The organism is Cupriavidus sp., assembly GCF_057315035.1.
Window position 1 is genome coordinate 47,269 of sequence record NZ_DBHKYV010000021.1, and the last position, 16,373, is coordinate 63,641.

Genomic DNA, 16,373 nt, shown 5'->3' on the forward strand with positions numbered 1-16,373 from the left:
CGTAAAAATCTGACGTCCGACATCGGGTAAGCGTCGGATTATCTGCAAATGTGCGCTCCGTTCGGGAAAGCCCTAGGTATCTGAATCCACGGATGCCGTTAGCCTGCGCATCATGCCAATTTAATACGAGGGATTAAATTGGCACAAGCGATCGACAAGGGTCGCAACGCAGGCGCTGGAAGGAGGAGACTGCTGGCGCCATCAGCCACCACACCAGAACACGGAAGCACTACATGAAAAAAAAGACGCTGTTCGCCGCCATGGCCGGCGCACTGCTGGCGCCGGGAACCTGGGCCCAATCGTCCGTGACGCTCTATGGCGTCGTGACCACGAGCATCCAGTATGTCAATCACGTACAGAACACCAGCAACGGCGTACTGACGCCGGGCAGCGGTTCCGCGGTGTTCATGAACTCGTCGGGCATTGCCCAGTCGCGTTTCGGCTTGCGCGGCGTGGAAGATCTCGGCGGTGGCCTGAAGAGCCTGTTCGTGCTCGAAAACCAGTTCAACACCGACGATGGCAAGATGGGCAACGGCGGACTGCTGTTTGGCCGCCAGGCGTTTGTCGGGCTGCAGAACCAGTGGGGCAAGGTAACGTTTGGCCGCCAGTACACGTCCGGGTTCCTGACGATGGGCAGCTTCACGCCCGTTGCCTATGCGCCGGAGTTCGAGCCTGTGGTCGGTATCGCAGGCCCGAACTTCCGTGAGAACAACATGGTGCAGTACCAGGGCACCTTCGGTCCGGTGACGGCCATCGGGCACTGGTCGTTTGGCGAGCGCTCGGGCACCTTCGCGGCCGGTTCGGCCTACGGCGTGGGCCTGTCGTATTCGAGCGGACCGCTCGGCCTGGCTGCTGCGTACGACGAAGTCAAGACGCTCAATACCGCGCAGGCAGCGGGTACGTCTGGCTCGAACGACTATGGCCGTGACATGCGTGCCACGGTTGGCGCCAGCTACCGGCTGGGGCCGGTCAAGATGGTGGCTGGCTATCGCTGGGGCAATTCCGTGGCACCGGCCACCGGTACGCCGACGCTGCTGCCGCATCGTGACGACATGTACTGGCTCGGCGTGAACTGGGATGCCACGGCCGCGCTGCGCTTGTCGCTGGCCTACTACTACGACGACATCAAGTCCGCCACGATCGGCGGTGTGAAGACCAATCCGAAGAATCCGCAGCAGTATCTGGCGATGGCGGACTACAGCCTGTCCAAGCGTACCGATGTGTTTTTCGCGGTGAACTATGCGCGCAATGCGTCGCTGAACTGGGACAACATCGCCTACCTGCCCAATGGCCAGTCGGTAGGCTACCTGCCGGCGACGTCGCAGGTGTACTACAAGACGCCGGATGCAAGCGGCCAACTTGGCGTATCGCTGGGTCTGCGGCACATCTTCTGAGCAAGCAGTAAGCGAGGGGCCGGCGCGAGGACTCCACTACGCGCGCAGGCATTCAGGCGTCGCAACTCTCACGGGTTGCGACGTTTTTTTTGGGCAGGATCGGTTAGCCGTTTTGCGGAATCTGGTCGCCTATGGGGTCCTGGTGGATCTGCATCACGGCGTCCCGCTTTTCAAGCAGGTGGTGACGCAGAATGCCAGCCAGTTTCCGTCCGTCGCGCGCTTCCAACGCGCCGATCATGCCTTCGTGCTCCTCTACGGCGCGGTCCCATTTGTCGGTCTGATGATTGGAGCGGAACCGTAGGGCCTGCAGGCGATGGTTCATCGACTGGTACGTCTGGCTCAATGCGGCATTGCGTGCCGCGGCCACGATGCGATTGTGAATCTCCTGGTTCCGGGCGTAGTAGCCCGGCAGGTCGTTCTGCACTTTGCAGGCCAGCATCGAGTAGTGCAGGGCCTTGATCTCGGCGAGTTCGGCAGGCGTGATGCGTTCGCAAGCCAGCTCGCCGGCAAACGCTTCCAGCCCGCTCATCAGCTCGAACATCTCCCAGACCTCGCCTTCGCTCAAGCGCGAGACCGAGGCGCCCCGGTTTGGCAACAAATCAATCAGCCCTTCGGCTGCCAGCACCTTGAGTGCCTCGCGCAAAGGCGTTCGGGAAATGCCGAGCGTTTCACAAAGCTCACGTTCGTTGAGCTTCATGCCTGGTGACAACACGCCTTCGACGATAAAGCGGCGCAAATGCTCCACGACGGTGTCGTGCAGACGCATGCGCTCCACTTTCGGGAGCAATGCCGCTTGTCTAGCGCCATCGTTAAGAGGATTTTGCATTCAAAGTTCCTTGGTGGGACCGCTGGGTCGCATTGTAGCCCAAAGCAGGAAACCCATGTTCATACGGGTTTACGAGCGAGAAGTTTACCTTGAGGTCTCCGGAAACCGGGTGCTAAAGTATTTTGAATTCAAAATTCATAATTCAATTCACCCAGGAGAGACGTAATGATCAAGCTCGATTTCCACCCTTCCGGCCGCCACTTCCTGCAAATTCCCGGTCCGAGCCCAGTGCCGGACCGCATCTTGCGGGCGATGAGCTATCCCACCATTGACCATCGCGGCCCCGAATTCGGCGCCTTGGGCCGCAAGGTCCTCACTGATATCAAGAAGATCTTCAAGACCGAGCATCCGGTCATCATTTACCCGGCCTCCGGCACGGGTGCATGGGAAGCCGCCCTGACGAACACCCTGAGCCCGGGCGATTCCGTGCTGATGTTCGAGACGGGCCACTTTGCAACGCTCTGGAAAAAGATGGCCGAAGCGTTGGGCCTGAAGCCGGAGTTTCTGGGCTTGCCCGGCATTGAAGGTTGGCGACACGGCGTCAAGGCAGACAAGATCGAGGCGCGTCTGCGTGAAGACGCCGGACACACGATCAAGGCGGTCTGCGTGGTGCACAACGAGACCTCGACGGGCGTCACCTCAAATATTGCCGCCGTTCGCCGTGCTATCGATGCTGCGGGCCATCCGGCGCTGCTGCTGGTCGACACCATCTCCGGCCTGGCCTCGGCCGACTACAGGCACGACGAGTGGGGCGTTGACGTGACGGTGTCGGGATCGCAGAAAGGTCTGATGCTGCCACCGGGCATCAGCTTCAATGCGCTGTCGCCCAAGGCGATTGCCGCAAGCAAACAGGCACGCTTGCCACGCGCGTTCTGGGGTTGGGACGAAATCATTGAGGCCAACAAGACCGGCTATTGGCCCTACACCCCGAATACCAACTTGCTCTATGGATTGTCGGAGGCTCTGGACATGATCCTGGAGGAGGGCCTGGACAATGTGTTTGCCCGTCATCAGCGACTCGCCGAGGCCACGCGCCGTGCGGTGCGTGCATGGGGACTGGAGATCCAATGCGTGGATCCTGAAGTTTACAGCCCCGTGTTGACCGGCGTGCGTGTGCCGGAAGGCGTGGACGCCGATGCCGTGCGCAAGATCATCTACGAGCGTTTCGACATGTCGTTGGGGCAGGCGCTCGGCAAGATCCGCGGCACGATGTTCCGGATTGGCCATCTTGGCGACTGCAACGATCTCATGTTGATGGCCACCCTGTCGGGCTGCGAGATGGGTCTGAAGATGGCCGGCGTCAAGCTCGCCGGCGGCGGCGTCGCAGCTGCCATGGACTACCTGTCCTCCCTTGAGAAAGTTCCAGCGCTCAGGATCGCCGCCTGATCGACGGGAGCACCCCGCGCAGTTCATCGCGCGCATTCCCTCTTCCAAACGCCATGCAACTACGCCGCCATGGGTGGCGTAGGGAGCGGCTTCGCCGCGCCAGACATTGCCGGACCGCATCCGCCGCAGAGCCAGGAGCGGGTACGGCATTGCCCCCGACGATTGCCAAATGATTTCCCGGAGACAGAATCATGAAGCGCTTCCGTGCCACAAGCATTGTTCTATTAATGCTGTGCATCATGTATTTCATTACGTACCTGGACCGCGTCAACGTTAGCACCGCAGCCGCGGGCTTCGGCCAGGAGTTCGGCCTCAACAAGACCGAGATCGGACTGGTCTTCTCGGCATTTGCCTATCCGTACCTGGTATTCCAGATTATTGGCGGCTGGGTTAGCGACCGCTTTGGCGCGCGGCGAACCTTGCTTGTCTGCGGTGTGCTCTGGGCCATTGCCACACTGTTGACCGGCCTTGCCGGGGGCCTGGTTTCGCTGCTTGCCGCCCGTTTGCTTCTGGGGCTTGGCGAAGGTGCAACCTTTCCGGCGGCAACCGCGGCGATGTCGCGCTGGGTGGCGAGGGAAAAGCGCGGATTTGCGCAAGGCATTACCCATGCATGTGCCCGGGTCGGTAACGCGGTTGCGCCGGCCGCGGTCGTTGCGATCATGGCGGTGTATGGCTGGCGCGAGTCGTTCTATATCTGCGGCGTCATCAGCCTTGTGTGGGTGGCACTCTGGGCAATCACCTTCACGGAATTCCCCAAGGATCATCCGCGCATCACGCCTCAGGAGCTGGCCGCGCTTCCCGAGCCGAAAAAGAAGAACACCGCGGTGCCCTGGAAGCGGCTGTTTGCCCGGATGGCGCCTGTCACCGTTGTGTACTTCTGCTACGGGTGGACGCTCTGGCTGTTCCTGAGCTGGATTCCCCAGTACTTCCTGCACAGCTATTCCCTTGACCTCAAGAAGTCCGCCATCTTTGCCTCGGCCGTGTTCGTCGCCGGCGTGGTCGGCGACACGTTGGGTGGCATCGTCACCGACAAGCTCTACGAGCGTACCGGCAATCTCAAGCTCGCCAGAAGCTGGATGGTGGCGGTCTGCATGCTGTTGACCATGGTTTCCCTGTTGCCGCTCATATTCACCCATGACCTCTATATCTCCATGGGCTGTCTGGCAGCTGGCTTCTTCTTTGCCGAGATGACCATTGGGCCGATGTGGGCCGTTCCGATGGACATCGCCCCCGATCACTCGGGTACGGCAAGCGGCATGATGAACTCTGGTTCGGCATTGGCCGCCATCATTTCCCCGGTGCTTTCCGGATACCTGATCGACAAGTATGGCAGTTGGGAACTGCCGTTCGTCGGCAGCATGATCCTGATGGGGATAGGTGTGGTGCTGGCTTTCCGGATGCAGCCCGAACAGCGTTTCGAGCAGGACGAAAACCCGGCTACCCCAAACACAGCGCGATCACGCGTCTGACATCCGCAGTATTTCGATCATCGAGACAGCGCCATGACCTTTCGCTTATCCACCCCCGAACACCGCATGCTTGTAGAACAACTGGCGACCGCCGCCAACGGCACGCTCGACGTCCCGGCGCTTGCGCCCGAGGCGCTTCCACAGAGCACGGCAATGGCATATGCCATGCAGGAGGCATTGCTAGACGCCCACGGCGCGGAGGTGGGCGGGTGGAAGGTCGGCGCCAGGAGCCCGGGTGGCCCGGCGAACGCGGCGCCGCTGCTTGCCCGCGGCGTATGCGAGAGCGGCCACCAACTCGATGCCATCGATTTTCCCGTACTTGGGGTGGAGCTGGAGATTGCATTTCGGCTGGGCCGCTCGTTCTCCCCAAGGCGGGAAGGCTATGCCGAGGCAGAGGTGATGGAAGCTATCCGATCCATGGCCGCCACCATCGAGATCGTTACCAGCCGATATTGTTCATGGCCAGACGTCGACAAGCTCTTGCAGCTTGTCGATTTCCAGAATCACGGTGCGCTGATTGTTGGAGAAGACGCACCGTACGACGTCGACTTTCCCTATCTGGACCCGAGCATCAGCCTGACGCTCGATGGTGTCGACATCCTGAAGTCGCTGCCAGCCAATCCGGCCGGCGATCCGCGCCTGCTACTGACATGGCTGGTGAACCACGTTACCGGCCGTGGCATGTCATTGCCAACGGGAACACTGGTCACCACGGGTTCCTACACCGGCATGTTTTTCCCTCAGAACCCGGGTGTCGTAGAGGGACGCATCGCGGGGCTTCCCGCCGTGTCTGTCGTCCTTGCGTAACCCTGCATTTCATTCCAGTTCGGGTATTGCTATGAGTTCCCCATCGTCCTTGGTCAAGCCAATTCATCTGCTCCCGCCGTCCATGGCCACGAGCTTGTCGCCGCTTGCGACGCGACTGCGCAAGGAACTGCGCGGCGACGTACTGTTCGATCGTGCCAGTCGCGGCCGTTATTCCACGGATGCGTCGATTTACCAGATCATGCCAATGGGCGTGGTGGTACCGCGCGACCAGCAGGATCTGCTGACCGCCCTCGATATTGCTCGCGACGAGAAGGTCCCGGTACTCGCCCGTGGCGCCGGCACAAGCCAGTGCGGTCAGACCGTCGGGGAGGCCGTTGTCATCGACAACAGCAAATGGCTCAACAAGGTCATCTCTTTCGACGCCGAAGCACGCACGATCGTCGTAGAGCCGGGCATGGTGCTGGACCACCTCAATGCCTGGCTGAAGCCACATGGCCTCTGGTTTCCCGTCGATGTCTCAACGGGCGCACAGTGCACCATCGGGGGCATGGCTGGTAACAACTCGTGTGGCTCCCGATCCATCGAGTACGGCAACATGGTGCACAACGTGCTTGCCATCGATGCCATTCTGGCCGATGGAAGCCACTGCCATTTTGGTTCGCTTGCCGCCCCTGTAACGGATCCGCGGGTGCAGGGCATTGCCGCGGAACTGGCCCGGATCGCGAAGCGCGAGCGCGACGAAATCGCGGAGCGCATCCCCAAGGTTCTACGCCGTGTAGCCGGCTACAACATCGATCTCTTCGATTGCCAGAACCCCCGGCAGTACACCGACGATGGGCACGCAAACCTGTCACACATACTTGTGGGCTCGGAAGGCACGCTGGCCTACAGCAGGCAACTGACGTTGAAGCTGTCCGCGCTGCCCCAGCACAAGGTGCTAGGCGTGGTGAACTTCCCGACGTTCTATCAGGCAATGGACATGACGCAGCACATCGTCAAGCTCAAGCCTGTTGCGGTGGAACTGGTGGATCGGACGATGATTGACTTGTCCATGGAGAATCCTGCATTCCGGCCGGTCATTGAAACCGCGCTGGCGGGCGATCCTCAGGCGATCTTGCTGGTGGAGTTCGCGGGGGATGACCATCGCGTGCTGTTGAGCAAGCTCGATGAACTCGTCACGCTGATGAGCGATCTTGGGTTGCCCGGGAGCGTTGTCAGCATGTCGGACCCGAAGGCCCAGAAATCATTGTGGGACGTGCGCAAGGCGGGCCTGAACATCATGATGAGCATGAAGGGCGATGGCAAGCCGGTATCCTTCATTGAAGACTGCGCGGTGCCACTCGAACATCTCGCCGAATACACGCGGCGCCTGACCGAGATCTTCCACAAGTATGGAACGGAAGGTACCTGGTACGCGCACGCCAGTGTCGGCACGCTTCACGTCCGGCCGGTGCTCGACATGCGCCGCGATGGCGCGCTGCACATGCGGGAGATTGCCGGGCAGGCTGCCGAGTTGGTTCGCGAGTACAAAGGTGCGTTCTCCGGCGAGCATGGCGATGGCCTGTGCCGTGGTGAATGGGTGTCCTGGCAATACGGTCCCCGGATCAATCGCGCGTTTGCCGAGATCAAGGACATTTTCGATCCGGATAATCGCTTCAATCCGGACAAGATCGTTCGCCCGCCTCGCATGGATGCCCGCGAGAATTTCCGCTTCGCTCCCGGCTATTCCGCATTGCCCATCGACCCGGCGCTGGACTGGTCGGCGTGGAATGTCACGCGCGATCCATTGACGGGCGAGGAATCGGCGCCTGGCACGGGCTATGACAAGGCCCACGGCCTGGCCGCTGCGGTCGAGATGTGCAACAACAATGGCCATTGCCGAAAATTCGATGCTGGAACCATGTGTCCCAGCTATCGCGTGACAAAGGATGAGCAACACTTGACGCGTGGTCGCGCCAATACGCTGCGGCTTGCTGTGTCGGGTCAGCTCGGTACCGAGGGGCTGGCAAGCCCTGAAGTCAAGGAAGCGCTGGATCTCTGCGTGTCCTGCAAGGGTTGCAAGAGAGACTGTCCAACTGGCATCGACATGGCGCGCTTCAAGATCGAGGCCCGCAATGCCTGGTCCAAGGTGCATGGCACCTCATTGCGCGACAAGATGGTGGCCTATATGCCGCGCTATGCGCCGCTCGCGAGCAAACTCAGGGGTGTCCTTTCGTTAGCCGAGCGCATCCCGTTTGCCGCCGGCCTGGTAAAGCGCTCACTCGGGCTGGCGCAGGCCCGGTCGTTGCCACGTTTTGCGAAACCGTTCCTTTCCGGCATACGTGGCGTAAATCCCGCCAATGCCGCCAATGCCGCCAATGCCGGGGCAGGCAAGGAAGTGCTCCTGTTTGTCGATACATTCAGCAACTACATGGAGCCGGAGAACGCGCGGGCCGCCCAGCAGGTACTCGAGGCGGCAGGGTACACGGTCCACTTCAACTCCCGTGAGGGCGAGCGTCCGCTATGCTGCGGCCGGACCTTCCTGTCGGCGGGTCTGGTAGATGAAGCCAAGGCGGAAGCGAAGCGTTTGCTGGAGGCGGTCATGCCTTTTGTAGAGCGCGGCGTGCCCGTGGTGGGGCTGGAGCCCTCGTGCCTGCTGTCCTTGCGTGACGAGTTCCTGGGATATGGATACGGTGAACAGGCGGTGCGTCTGGCCGCGCATGCGTTCCTGTTCGAAGAATTCCTGGTGCGCGAGAAGCAGGCGGGCCGTTTCGAACTTGAACTTGCCGGCATCGACACACCTGAGGTTCTGGTCCATGGCCACTGTCACCAAAAAGCATTCGATGCCTTCACCCCCGTGCAGATCGTCCTGAACTGGATTCCACGCCTCAGGGTCTCGCCAATCGAATCATCGTGCTGCGGCATGGCGGGCAGCTTTGGCTACGAAGCCGAACACATCGAGGCGTCCAGGGCCATGGCGGAGCTCTCATTGTTGCCGGCGGTCAGAAAGCGCCCGGAGAATGCGTGGGTCGTGGCGGACGGAACCAGTTGCCGGCATCAAATTCACGACGGCGCCGATACCGAGGCCATTCATGTGGCGCGGGTTCTTGCGCAGGCGCTGAAGGCATCCGGTAATGGACGTTGAAGCGCCGTGGTTGCTCACCATCCGCCGCCCAGCGCCCGGAACGTGGCTACCGCTGCGCGTGCATTGTCGGCGGTCACGCGCGCCTGCTGGTCACGTGCGGCCAGTAGTTGCCGGTCTTCGTCGAGGACTTCATAGAGGCTGACCGCGCCACCTTTGTAGGCGTCCTCGGACGCATCGCGCGCTCGAACATGCGCATCGACCTCGGCGCGCAGTTCGACCGACTGCTGCTCCAGTTCGGTCAGCGTGACGATGGCATTCTCGACATCCTCGGTGGCGCGCAGCATCGACTGGCGGTACTGGGCCAACGCTTCGGCATTGGCGCCGCGCGCCTGTTTGACTTCGGCATCGACGCGGCCGAAGTCGAACAGTCGCCAGCGCAGGCCGGCCGTTGCGGCAGGCTGGAAGGCACGCGCGGTGAACAGCTTGCTGGCGGACAAGCTTTCAAAGCCAAGCAGCGCCGAGAGCGACACCTTGGGGTAGTACTCGGCGGTGGCAACGCCGATGCGTGCATTGGTTGCGGCGAGCCGGCGTTCCGCCGCCATGACATCGGGTCGACGTCGTAGCAGCCCGCCCGGGCCCTCCGCAGCAGAGATGGCGGGCACGGCCGAAGCTTCGGGCAGGGTAGCCAGTTCACTGGCATAGGTGCCAGGCTGGGCGCCCATCAGTACATCGAGGCGATTCAGCTGGGTCTGCAACTCGATGCGCAGCGGCGGCACCGTGGTGCGCGCCTGGGCCACCAGTGCTTCGGCCTGCGCCACTTCGCGACGTGCGGACAAGCCGTCCTTTTGTCGCGTGCGTACCAGATCGAGCAACCGGCCATTGGTGCGGATCTGGTCCTCGGCAATCGCAATGCGGCGTTGCGCGCCGCGTACGCGGAAATAGGCATCGGCGGCCTCGGCCGCTACCGTGATCCGCACGCCCAGATGGTCGGCGTCGGCCGCCTGCGCTTCAGCCGTCGCGGCTTCGGCGCCGCGCCGCAAACCGCCCGCAACATCGATCTCCCAACTGGCTGCAGCGCCCACATCGTAGACGGTGCGGTTGCGGTCATAGCCAGGCATCGCGCTTCCCAACTTGCCCAGCGGACTCTCCAGCGATTGACGCTGCTTGCTGACGCTGGCGCCAAGGCTGCCTTCGGGATAGAGCGCCGCACCAGCCTCCTGGGCCGCGGCGCGTGCCTGCGCCACGCGCGCCAGTGACGCTTCCAGATCGAGGTTCTGGTCCAGCGCACGTTGCACGATCCGGGTCAGCGCCGGGTCATCGAACCCAGTCCACCATTGGTCCAGTGCGGGCGCCCCGAGCGTGGTCTGACGTTCCGCAAGCCGGTCCGCATGCGGATAGGTGGCCGGAACGGCCAGATCGGGCTGGCGGTAGTCGGGGCCAACCGCGCAAGCGGCAAGCGCCATGGTGGCAAGCACCACCGAGAGTGGACGAATCAAAGCGGGAAGTGACTTGACGGGCATGGCGAACATAGTAACTTGCATAACGATAGTTACGTCACTATACTCACTTGCATTGTGAAAGCAAGTCGAATTCGCAGAGTCCGCCCCACGCGGTACACGCCAAACGCGACCAGATGCTTGCACAGCTCCACGCATCGTTTTCTCCAGATCTCGCATTCAAGGAACACCCTATGTCCAGCAGCACAGTCGCCGAGCGCGCGCCTTCGGAATCCATTCCCGCCACGCGACCCGGTCTCGGGCGCAAACGGTTGGCGACCATCGTCGCCGTGGCGGTTGTTGCCGGCGGCCTGATTACCTACGCCACGCACTGGTGGAACACTGGACGCTTCATGGAGGAAACCGACGACGCATACGTGGGCGGTGACGTGACCGTGATCGGCCCCAAGGTGCCTGGCTATCTGACCGAGGTGCTGGTGACCGATAACCAGGCCGTGCATGCGGGCGACTTGCTGGCACGTATCGACGATCGCGACTATCGGGCGGTACTGGCCAAGGCTGAAGGGGCGATTGCCGCGCAGCAAGCGCTGCTGGCCAACCTCGATGCCACGCAGCGGCTGCAGGAAGCGGTAATTGGGCAGGCCCGGGCTGCGGTATCCGCAACCGATGCCGAGACCGTACGTGCACGCGACGATCAGGCACGCTACGCGAGCCTGGTTGCCAAGGAAGCGGTATCGGTGCAGAGCTCGCAGAAGGCCGACGCCGACTACAAGCAGTCGCGCGCCAATGGAGACAAGGCACAGGCAGCGCTGGTGGCGTCGCAACGCCAGCTCGATGTGATTGCCACGCAGAAGCAGCAGGCCCAGGCGGCCCTGACGCAGGCCATTGCCGAACGCGATCTGGCAAAGCTCAATGTCGGCTACACCGAATTGCGTGCCCCGGTCGATGGCACGATTGGCAATCGGCGGGCCAGGGTGGGCGCGTACGCAGCGAGCGGTGGCGCGTTGATGTCGATCGTGCCGGCCAGCGGCCTGTGGGTCGATGCCAATTTCAAGGAAAGCCAGCTGGCGCATATGTCACCGGGCATGCGCGTGACGATCGTGGCCGACATCCTGCCGGGCCGCGTATTCCACGGCCGGCTTGCCAGCGTGGCGCCAGCCACCGGCGCGCAGTTCAGCGTGCTGCCACCCGAGAATGCCACGGGCAACTTCACCAAGATCGTCCAGCGGGTGCCGGTGCGCATCGTGCTCGACGAGCAGGATGCCAGGCTGGGTCTGCTGCGTCCCGGCTTGTCGGTAACGGCCGAAGTGGATGGTCGCAGCGGCGCCGAACACAAGGCATCCACCGTCGCGCAGGTGAAGCCATGAGCGGCGGCAGCGCGGTGGCTTCGGTTCCACCAGCCGTACCGCTTGCGCCGGTGGGGCAGGGTGGTTTGCTGACCCCGCCGGGCGAGTTGTCGATGGGCGCCAAGGTGTTTGCGTTTGCCACGATGTGCGTGGGCATGTTCATTGCGCTGCTCGATATCCAGATCGTGTCGGCATCGTTGCGCGATATTGGTGGCGGCCTGTCCGCCGGTGCCGATGAGACGGTCTGGGTCCAGACCGCTTACCTGATTGCCGAGATCGTCGTGATTCCGTTGTCGGGCTGGCTGTCGCGTGTGATGTCCACGCGCTGGCTGTTCGCAGCCTCGGCCGCAGGCTTCACGGTGACCAGCATGTTGTGCGGGCTGGCCTGGAATATCCAGAGCATGATCGCGTTCCGCGCCGCGCAGGGTTTCCTGGGCGGTTCGATGATCCCGATGGTATTCACCACGGCCTTTGTGTTCTTCGCGGGGCCGCAACGCGTGATCGCGGCCGCCACCGTAGGCGGCTTGTCATCGCTGGCGCCGACGCTGGGGCCCACGGTCGGAGGCTGGATCACCGACAACTTCTCGTGGCACTGGCTGTTCTTCATCAACCTCGTGCCGGGCTTGTTCGTCACCATCGCGGTGCCGCTGCTGGTCAAGATCGACAAGCCGAACCTGTCGTTGCTGCGCGGTGCCGACTATCTTGGCATGGCCATGATGGCCGCATTCCTCGGCTGCCTCGAATACACGCTGGAGGAGGGGCCGCGCTGGGACTGGTTCGGCGACCCCGTGATCCTGACCACGGCCTGGATTGCCGGCTTGTCGGGGGTGGCGTTCATCTGGCGCAGCCTCACGCATGCGCAACCGGTGGTGGACCTGCGCGCGCTCAAGCAGCGCAATTTCGCGCTGGGCTGCCTGTTTTCGTTCGTGACCGGCATCGGCATCTTTGCCACGGTGTACCTGACTCCGTTGTTCCTGGGACGTGTACGCGGATTCAGCGCGCTGGAAATCGGGCTCGCGGTATTTTCCACGGGCCTGTTCCAGGTTGCGTCGATCCCGCTCTACACGTACCTGGGCAACCGCGTTGATCTGCGCTGGCTGCTGATGTTCGGGCTGGCGATGTTCGGCCTGTCGATGTGGTGCTTCACGCCGATCACGCATGACTGGGGCTGGAAGGAACTGCTGCTGCCGCAAGCATTGCGCGGCGCCGCGCAACAGTTCGCGGTGGCGCCGGTGGTCACGCTGACATTGGGCAGCCTGGCGCCGGAGCGGCTCAGGCTGGCGTCGGGCCTGTTCAACCTGATGCGTAACCTCGGTGGCGCGATCGGTATTGCCGCGTGCGCGACGATCCTGAACGATCGCACCAACCTGCATTTCTTCCGCCTGGCCGAGCACCTGAACGCCAGCAACGAGGCCATGGGTGGCCTGCTCGACGGCGTGGCGCGACAATACCTGTCGGCGGGCTACAGCGCGATCGAGGCGCATGCCGCGGCGTTGAAGCAGTTGTCGCTGCTGGCCTTGCGCGAAGCCCAGACGCAGACGTTTGGCGACACGTTCCTGGTCATCATGGCCTGCTTCCTGGGCGCCCTGGTGCTGGTACCGTTGATGAGAAAGGTGGCGCCGCCGAAGGCACCATCAGCCGATGCCCACTGAAAGGTAGGTATGATCGAAGTTGAATTTCGTACAAGGGTCCGAACGACATGCAACGCAAGACATTCCGAAACCTGCAATGCCCGATTGCCCGCAGCCTTGAACGCGTGGGCGAGTGGTGGAGCATTCTGATTCTGCGCGATGCGTTCTATGGCACAAAGCGCTTTGACGAATTCCAGCGCAACCTCGATATCGCGCCAAACATGCTCACGCGCCGGCTCAACGGCCTGGTCGAAGAGGGACTGCTCGAGAAGCGCCAGTATTCGGAGCGTCCGCCGCGCTACGAGTACGTGCTGACCGAATGCGGCCGCGATTTCCGGCCGGTACTGCTGGCGCTGCTGGCCTGGGGGAATCGCAATTTCGCGCCGGAAGGTGCCAGCGTGCAGATTGTGGACCGCGATACCGGCAAGGTCGTCGAGCCATTGCTGGTCGATGCAACCAACGGTGAGCCCCTGCAGATGGGCAAGCGGCATGTGGTCAAGCCCGGGCCGGCGGCGGACGAGCGTACGCGTGCGCGGCTGTCGTCTGCCGCATCGCATATGGCGAATCCGGTCAAGACCCCGGCGACGACAGCCTGAGCATCGAACTCGCGGCCAAGCATCGGGAAAAAGCGATCGTTCGGGGATCGCTCAACGATCGCTCAGGTTGCTCCGAGAGCATTTCTGGCATAGAGTCGATGGCATCGCACCCCGTCTTCCGACGGTTTTTCGCCGACTCCGGATACGACCCGATGCCACGCTCTCGTTTTGCCGATCGTTTCGCCGATCGTTTTGCCGGTCTTTACCCCGTTGCAACAACATGCCTGGCCGTTGTGCTGGCCGGATGCGCCAGCACACCGATGCCCCCGCCGACGCCACAGCGCATGCCGCAACAACCGACCACCATCACCACGCCGCCTGGAGGTGGCATCAGCCGCGCCCAGCTGGAAGCCGCCGGCAATGCCTGCGAGAAGGTAGTCGCCAATGCCGTCAAGACGCGTTATCCGCAGCCCGGCAGCGTCATGATGATGCCGGACCGCGAGCGTATCGCGCAGCCGACCGCCAACCAGACCGCCGTCAGCGGCGAGGGTACCTTCGAGCCCGATGCCAGTGACGAGTCGATGACCTTCCGCTACACGTGCCTGTACAACATCCGCACGCATCGCGTCGATGATGTGCAAATGAAATACGGCGCGTACTGACAGGGCAGGCAACCTGCGGTTGACCGACGTTGGTCGGCGTTTCTGCAAGAAAAGGGTGGAAAGTCACCTCGATCGCGCCATAAGGGCCCGAATCCGACTCAAATCCATGTAATTCCAGGGCAAAGCGCTGCCAGCACGCGCCGGCGTTTTGTCGTATTGTCTCGATCTGGTGATAATTGACGCTGCAACGATTTTTTGCGGCGGTCAGCGCCGCAGACTCCCATCCGTTCCAGTCCGCCCCCGGATCGATATCGTGCAGAACCACGCCAGCCAGCCAGCCAACGGCACCCCGCCAGCCGCGGAATCCCCCGATAGTCCAATGACCGCACGCGAAAAGCGTGGCATGGCCGCCATCATGATCGCGGTCTCCCTGGCCACGCTCGATACGGCCATTGCCAACACCGCGCTGCCTAATATTGCCGCCGACCTGAACAGCACGCCGGCCGCTTCGGTCTGGATCATCAATGCTTACCAACTGGCCATGGTGGCTACGCTGCTGCCATTTGCCGCGTTGGGTGGCATCCTGGGTCACCGGCGCATCTACCTGGGCGGTGTGATGGTGTTTATCGTCTCATCGGTGGTTTGCGCGATGGCGTGGTCGCTGCCGTCGCTGGCGGCGGCGCGGCTACTGCAGGGCGTTGGCGCGGCCGCCATCATGAGCGTCAACACGGCATTGATCAGCGCGCTGTTTCCGATTCACCGGCTCGGGCGCGGCGTCGGCCTCAATGCGCTGGTGGTAGGCGTGTCGTTCGCGGTTGGGCCCACGGTGGCATCCGTGATTCTTTCCATCGGCCCGTGGCCGTGGCTGTTCGCCGTGAACCTGCCAATCGGCTTGCTGGCGTTGGTTATTGCATGGCCGTCGCTGCCACAGACCAAACGCAGCCAGCACGGCTTCGACCCGGTGGCGGCGCTGCTTAACGCCATCACGTTTGCCGCACTGATCTTCGCCCTGGGCGAAGGCGTGCAACGTGAGCCTACCGAATATGTAGTGGCCGCCGCCGCGGTGTTCCTGGTGTCATTTGTGCTGTTGCTGCGTCGCGAGCGCGGCCATCCCGCGCCGATGTTGCCGATCGACCTGCTCAAGCGCCCGATGTTCGCGCTGTCGACGGCGACTGCCGTCTGCTCGTTTGCCGCGCAAGGCCTGGCATTTGTTTCGCTGCCGTTCTACTTCGAGCACGTGCTTGGCCGCAACCCGGTAGAGACCGGCTTCCTGCTGACGCCGTGGTCGGCTGTGGTGGCCCTGATGGCGCCGATTGCCGGACGCCTGTCGGACCGCTATCCACCAGGCCTGCTGGGCGGCATCGGCCTGGCCATCATGGCAGTGGGCATGGCTTCGCTGGCAATGATGCCGGCTGATGCCAGCGTGCTCAATATCGGCATCCGGATGGCGATCTGCGGCGCGGGTTTCGGCTTCTTCCAGTCTCCGAACCTGAAGGCGCTGATGGCCAGCGCGCCGCGTGAACGTGCGGGCGGCGCCAGTGGCGTGGTGGCCACGGCGCGTCTGCTGGGGCAGGCCACTGGCGCGGCATTGGTGGCACTGTCATTCGGCATTGCCGGATCGCATGGTCCGACGCTGGCCCTGGCGCTGGGCGCAGGCTTTGCCGCCGCCGCGGCAGTGGCCAGCGGACTGCGGCTGGTGACGCCGCAAAGCTCGGATAGTGCGGCGATGCAAGGCGCCCGCAAGTCTTCCTGAGACACAACGAGCTTCACGGCACGGGTTGCGACATCGACGCGCAAGACCTGCGCGCATGATTCGCGCGGGATTTGTAGAAACTGCATGGCGCCGGTGGTTCAGGCGCCATTTTTCATGGCCTGCGGCGACGGTATGAAACTT

12 protein-coding genes are annotated in these 16,373 nt (G+C 62.6%); 10 read left to right on the plus strand and 2 right to left on the minus strand.

Annotation, left to right across the window (positions count from 1 at the left end):
- Window positions 1-233: 233 nt before the first annotated feature.
- On the plus strand, window positions 234-1,394 hold the full coding sequence (locus ACO550_RS23000) for a porin (RefSeq protein WP_315594388.1): 1,161 nt from the start codon (window positions 234-236) through the stop codon (window positions 1,392-1,394).
- Window positions 1,395-1,497: 103 nt separating this feature from the next.
- Here the strand turns inward: ACO550_RS23000 and ACO550_RS23005 are convergent, their stop codons facing one another.
- A complete protein-coding gene (locus tag ACO550_RS23005; RefSeq protein WP_315594389.1) occupies window positions 1,498-2,220 on the minus strand; it encodes an FCD domain-containing protein in 723 nt (240 codons plus the stop codon).
- Between the two features lie 165 nt (window positions 2,221-2,385).
- On the opposite strand from ACO550_RS23005, the gene ACO550_RS23010 reads away from it, so the two are divergent.
- The 4 genes from ACO550_RS23010 (at window position 2,386) to ACO550_RS23025 (ending at window position 8,967) form a co-directional block, all read left to right on the plus strand.
- Window positions 2,386-3,606, plus strand: a complete 1,221-nt coding sequence (locus ACO550_RS23010) for a pyridoxal-phosphate-dependent aminotransferase family protein (RefSeq protein WP_315594390.1) — start codon at window positions 2,386-2,388, stop codon at window positions 3,604-3,606.
- A gap of 191 nt (window positions 3,607-3,797) precedes the next feature.
- Window positions 3,798-5,075 (plus strand): MFS transporter, encoded by a 1,278-nt coding sequence (locus tag ACO550_RS23015; RefSeq protein WP_315594391.1) that lies wholly within the window; start codon window positions 3,798-3,800, stop codon window positions 5,073-5,075.
- Window positions 5,076-5,108: 33 nt separating this feature from the next.
- Entirely contained in the window at window positions 5,109-5,882 is a 774-nt protein-coding gene (locus ACO550_RS23020; RefSeq protein ID WP_315594392.1) for a 2-keto-4-pentenoate hydratase, read from the plus strand.
- A 31-nt stretch (window positions 5,883-5,913) separates the two neighbouring features.
- A complete protein-coding gene (locus ACO550_RS23025) occupies window positions 5,914-8,967 on the plus strand; it encodes an FAD-binding and (Fe-S)-binding domain-containing protein (protein WP_315594393.1) in 3,054 nt (1,017 codons plus the stop codon).
- Window positions 8,968-8,981: 14 nt separating this feature from the next.
- Here ACO550_RS23025 and ACO550_RS23030 read toward each other — a convergent pair whose 3' ends face one another.
- Entirely contained in the window at window positions 8,982-10,427 is a 1,446-nt protein-coding gene (locus tag ACO550_RS23030) for an efflux transporter outer membrane subunit (protein ID WP_315594460.1), read from the minus strand.
- 170 nt (window positions 10,428-10,597) lie between these two features.
- Between ACO550_RS23030 and ACO550_RS23035 the strand changes: the two genes are divergently transcribed.
- From ACO550_RS23035 to ACO550_RS23055, 5 genes are all read left to right on the plus strand, one after another.
- Entirely contained in the window at window positions 10,598-11,731 is a 1,134-nt protein-coding gene (locus ACO550_RS23035; protein WP_315594394.1) for an HlyD family secretion protein, read from the plus strand.
- 92 nt (window positions 11,732-11,823) lie between these two features.
- Window positions 11,824-13,362 carry a DHA2 family efflux MFS transporter permease subunit gene (locus ACO550_RS23040; protein ID WP_315594461.1) on the plus strand — a complete coding sequence of 513 codons (1,539 nt, stop codon included), beginning with the start codon at window positions 11,824-11,826 and terminating at the stop codon, window positions 13,360-13,362.
- Window positions 13,363-13,409: 47 nt separating this feature from the next.
- The gene (locus ACO550_RS23045) at window positions 13,410-13,937 is read left to right on the plus strand and encodes a helix-turn-helix domain-containing protein (RefSeq protein WP_315594395.1); all 528 of its coding nucleotides are present in this window, start codon (window positions 13,410-13,412) and stop codon (window positions 13,935-13,937) included.
- 152 nt (window positions 13,938-14,089) lie between these two features.
- Complete coding sequence (locus tag ACO550_RS23050) at window positions 14,090-14,539, plus strand: short-chain fatty acid transporter (protein WP_315594396.1); 450 nt, start codon at window positions 14,090-14,092, stop codon at window positions 14,537-14,539.
- Between the two features lie 319 nt (window positions 14,540-14,858).
- Window positions 14,859-16,232, plus strand: a complete 1,374-nt coding sequence (locus ACO550_RS23055) for an MFS transporter (RefSeq protein ID WP_315594397.1) — start codon at window positions 14,859-14,861, stop codon at window positions 16,230-16,232.
- The last annotated feature ends 141 nt before the right edge of the window (window positions 16,233-16,373 follow it).

What these genes read in the sequence shown, in the direction of transcription:
- ACO550_RS23000 (WP_315594388.1), top strand. Translation starts at nt 234, where the DNA reads ATGAAAAAAAAGACGCTGTTCGCCGCCATGGCCGGCGCACTGCTGGCG.
- ACO550_RS23005 (WP_315594389.1), bottom strand. Translation starts at nt 2,220, where the DNA reads ATGCAAAATCCTCTTAACGATGGCGCTAGACAAGCGGCATTGCTCCCG.
- ACO550_RS23010 (WP_315594390.1), top strand. Translation starts at nt 2,386, where the DNA reads ATGATCAAGCTCGATTTCCACCCTTCCGGCCGCCACTTCCTGCAAATT.
- ACO550_RS23015 (WP_315594391.1), top strand. Translation starts at nt 3,798, where the DNA reads ATGAAGCGCTTCCGTGCCACAAGCATTGTTCTATTAATGCTGTGCATC.
- ACO550_RS23020 (WP_315594392.1), top strand. Translation starts at nt 5,109, where the DNA reads ATGACCTTTCGCTTATCCACCCCCGAACACCGCATGCTTGTAGAACAA.
- ACO550_RS23025 (WP_315594393.1), top strand. Translation starts at nt 5,914, where the DNA reads ATGAGTTCCCCATCGTCCTTGGTCAAGCCAATTCATCTGCTCCCGCCG.
- ACO550_RS23030 (WP_315594460.1), bottom strand. Translation starts at nt 10,427, where the DNA reads ATGCCCGTCAAGTCACTTCCCGCTTTGATTCGTCCACTCTCGGTGGTG.
- ACO550_RS23035 (WP_315594394.1), top strand. Translation starts at nt 10,598, where the DNA reads ATGTCCAGCAGCACAGTCGCCGAGCGCGCGCCTTCGGAATCCATTCCC.
- ACO550_RS23040 (WP_315594461.1), top strand. Translation starts at nt 11,824, where the DNA reads ATGGGCGCCAAGGTGTTTGCGTTTGCCACGATGTGCGTGGGCATGTTC.
- ACO550_RS23045 (WP_315594395.1), top strand. Translation starts at nt 13,410, where the DNA reads ATGCAACGCAAGACATTCCGAAACCTGCAATGCCCGATTGCCCGCAGC.
- ACO550_RS23050 (WP_315594396.1), top strand. Translation starts at nt 14,090, where the DNA reads ATGCCACGCTCTCGTTTTGCCGATCGTTTCGCCGATCGTTTTGCCGGT.
- ACO550_RS23055 (WP_315594397.1), top strand. Translation starts at nt 14,859, where the DNA reads ATGACCGCACGCGAAAAGCGTGGCATGGCCGCCATCATGATCGCGGTC.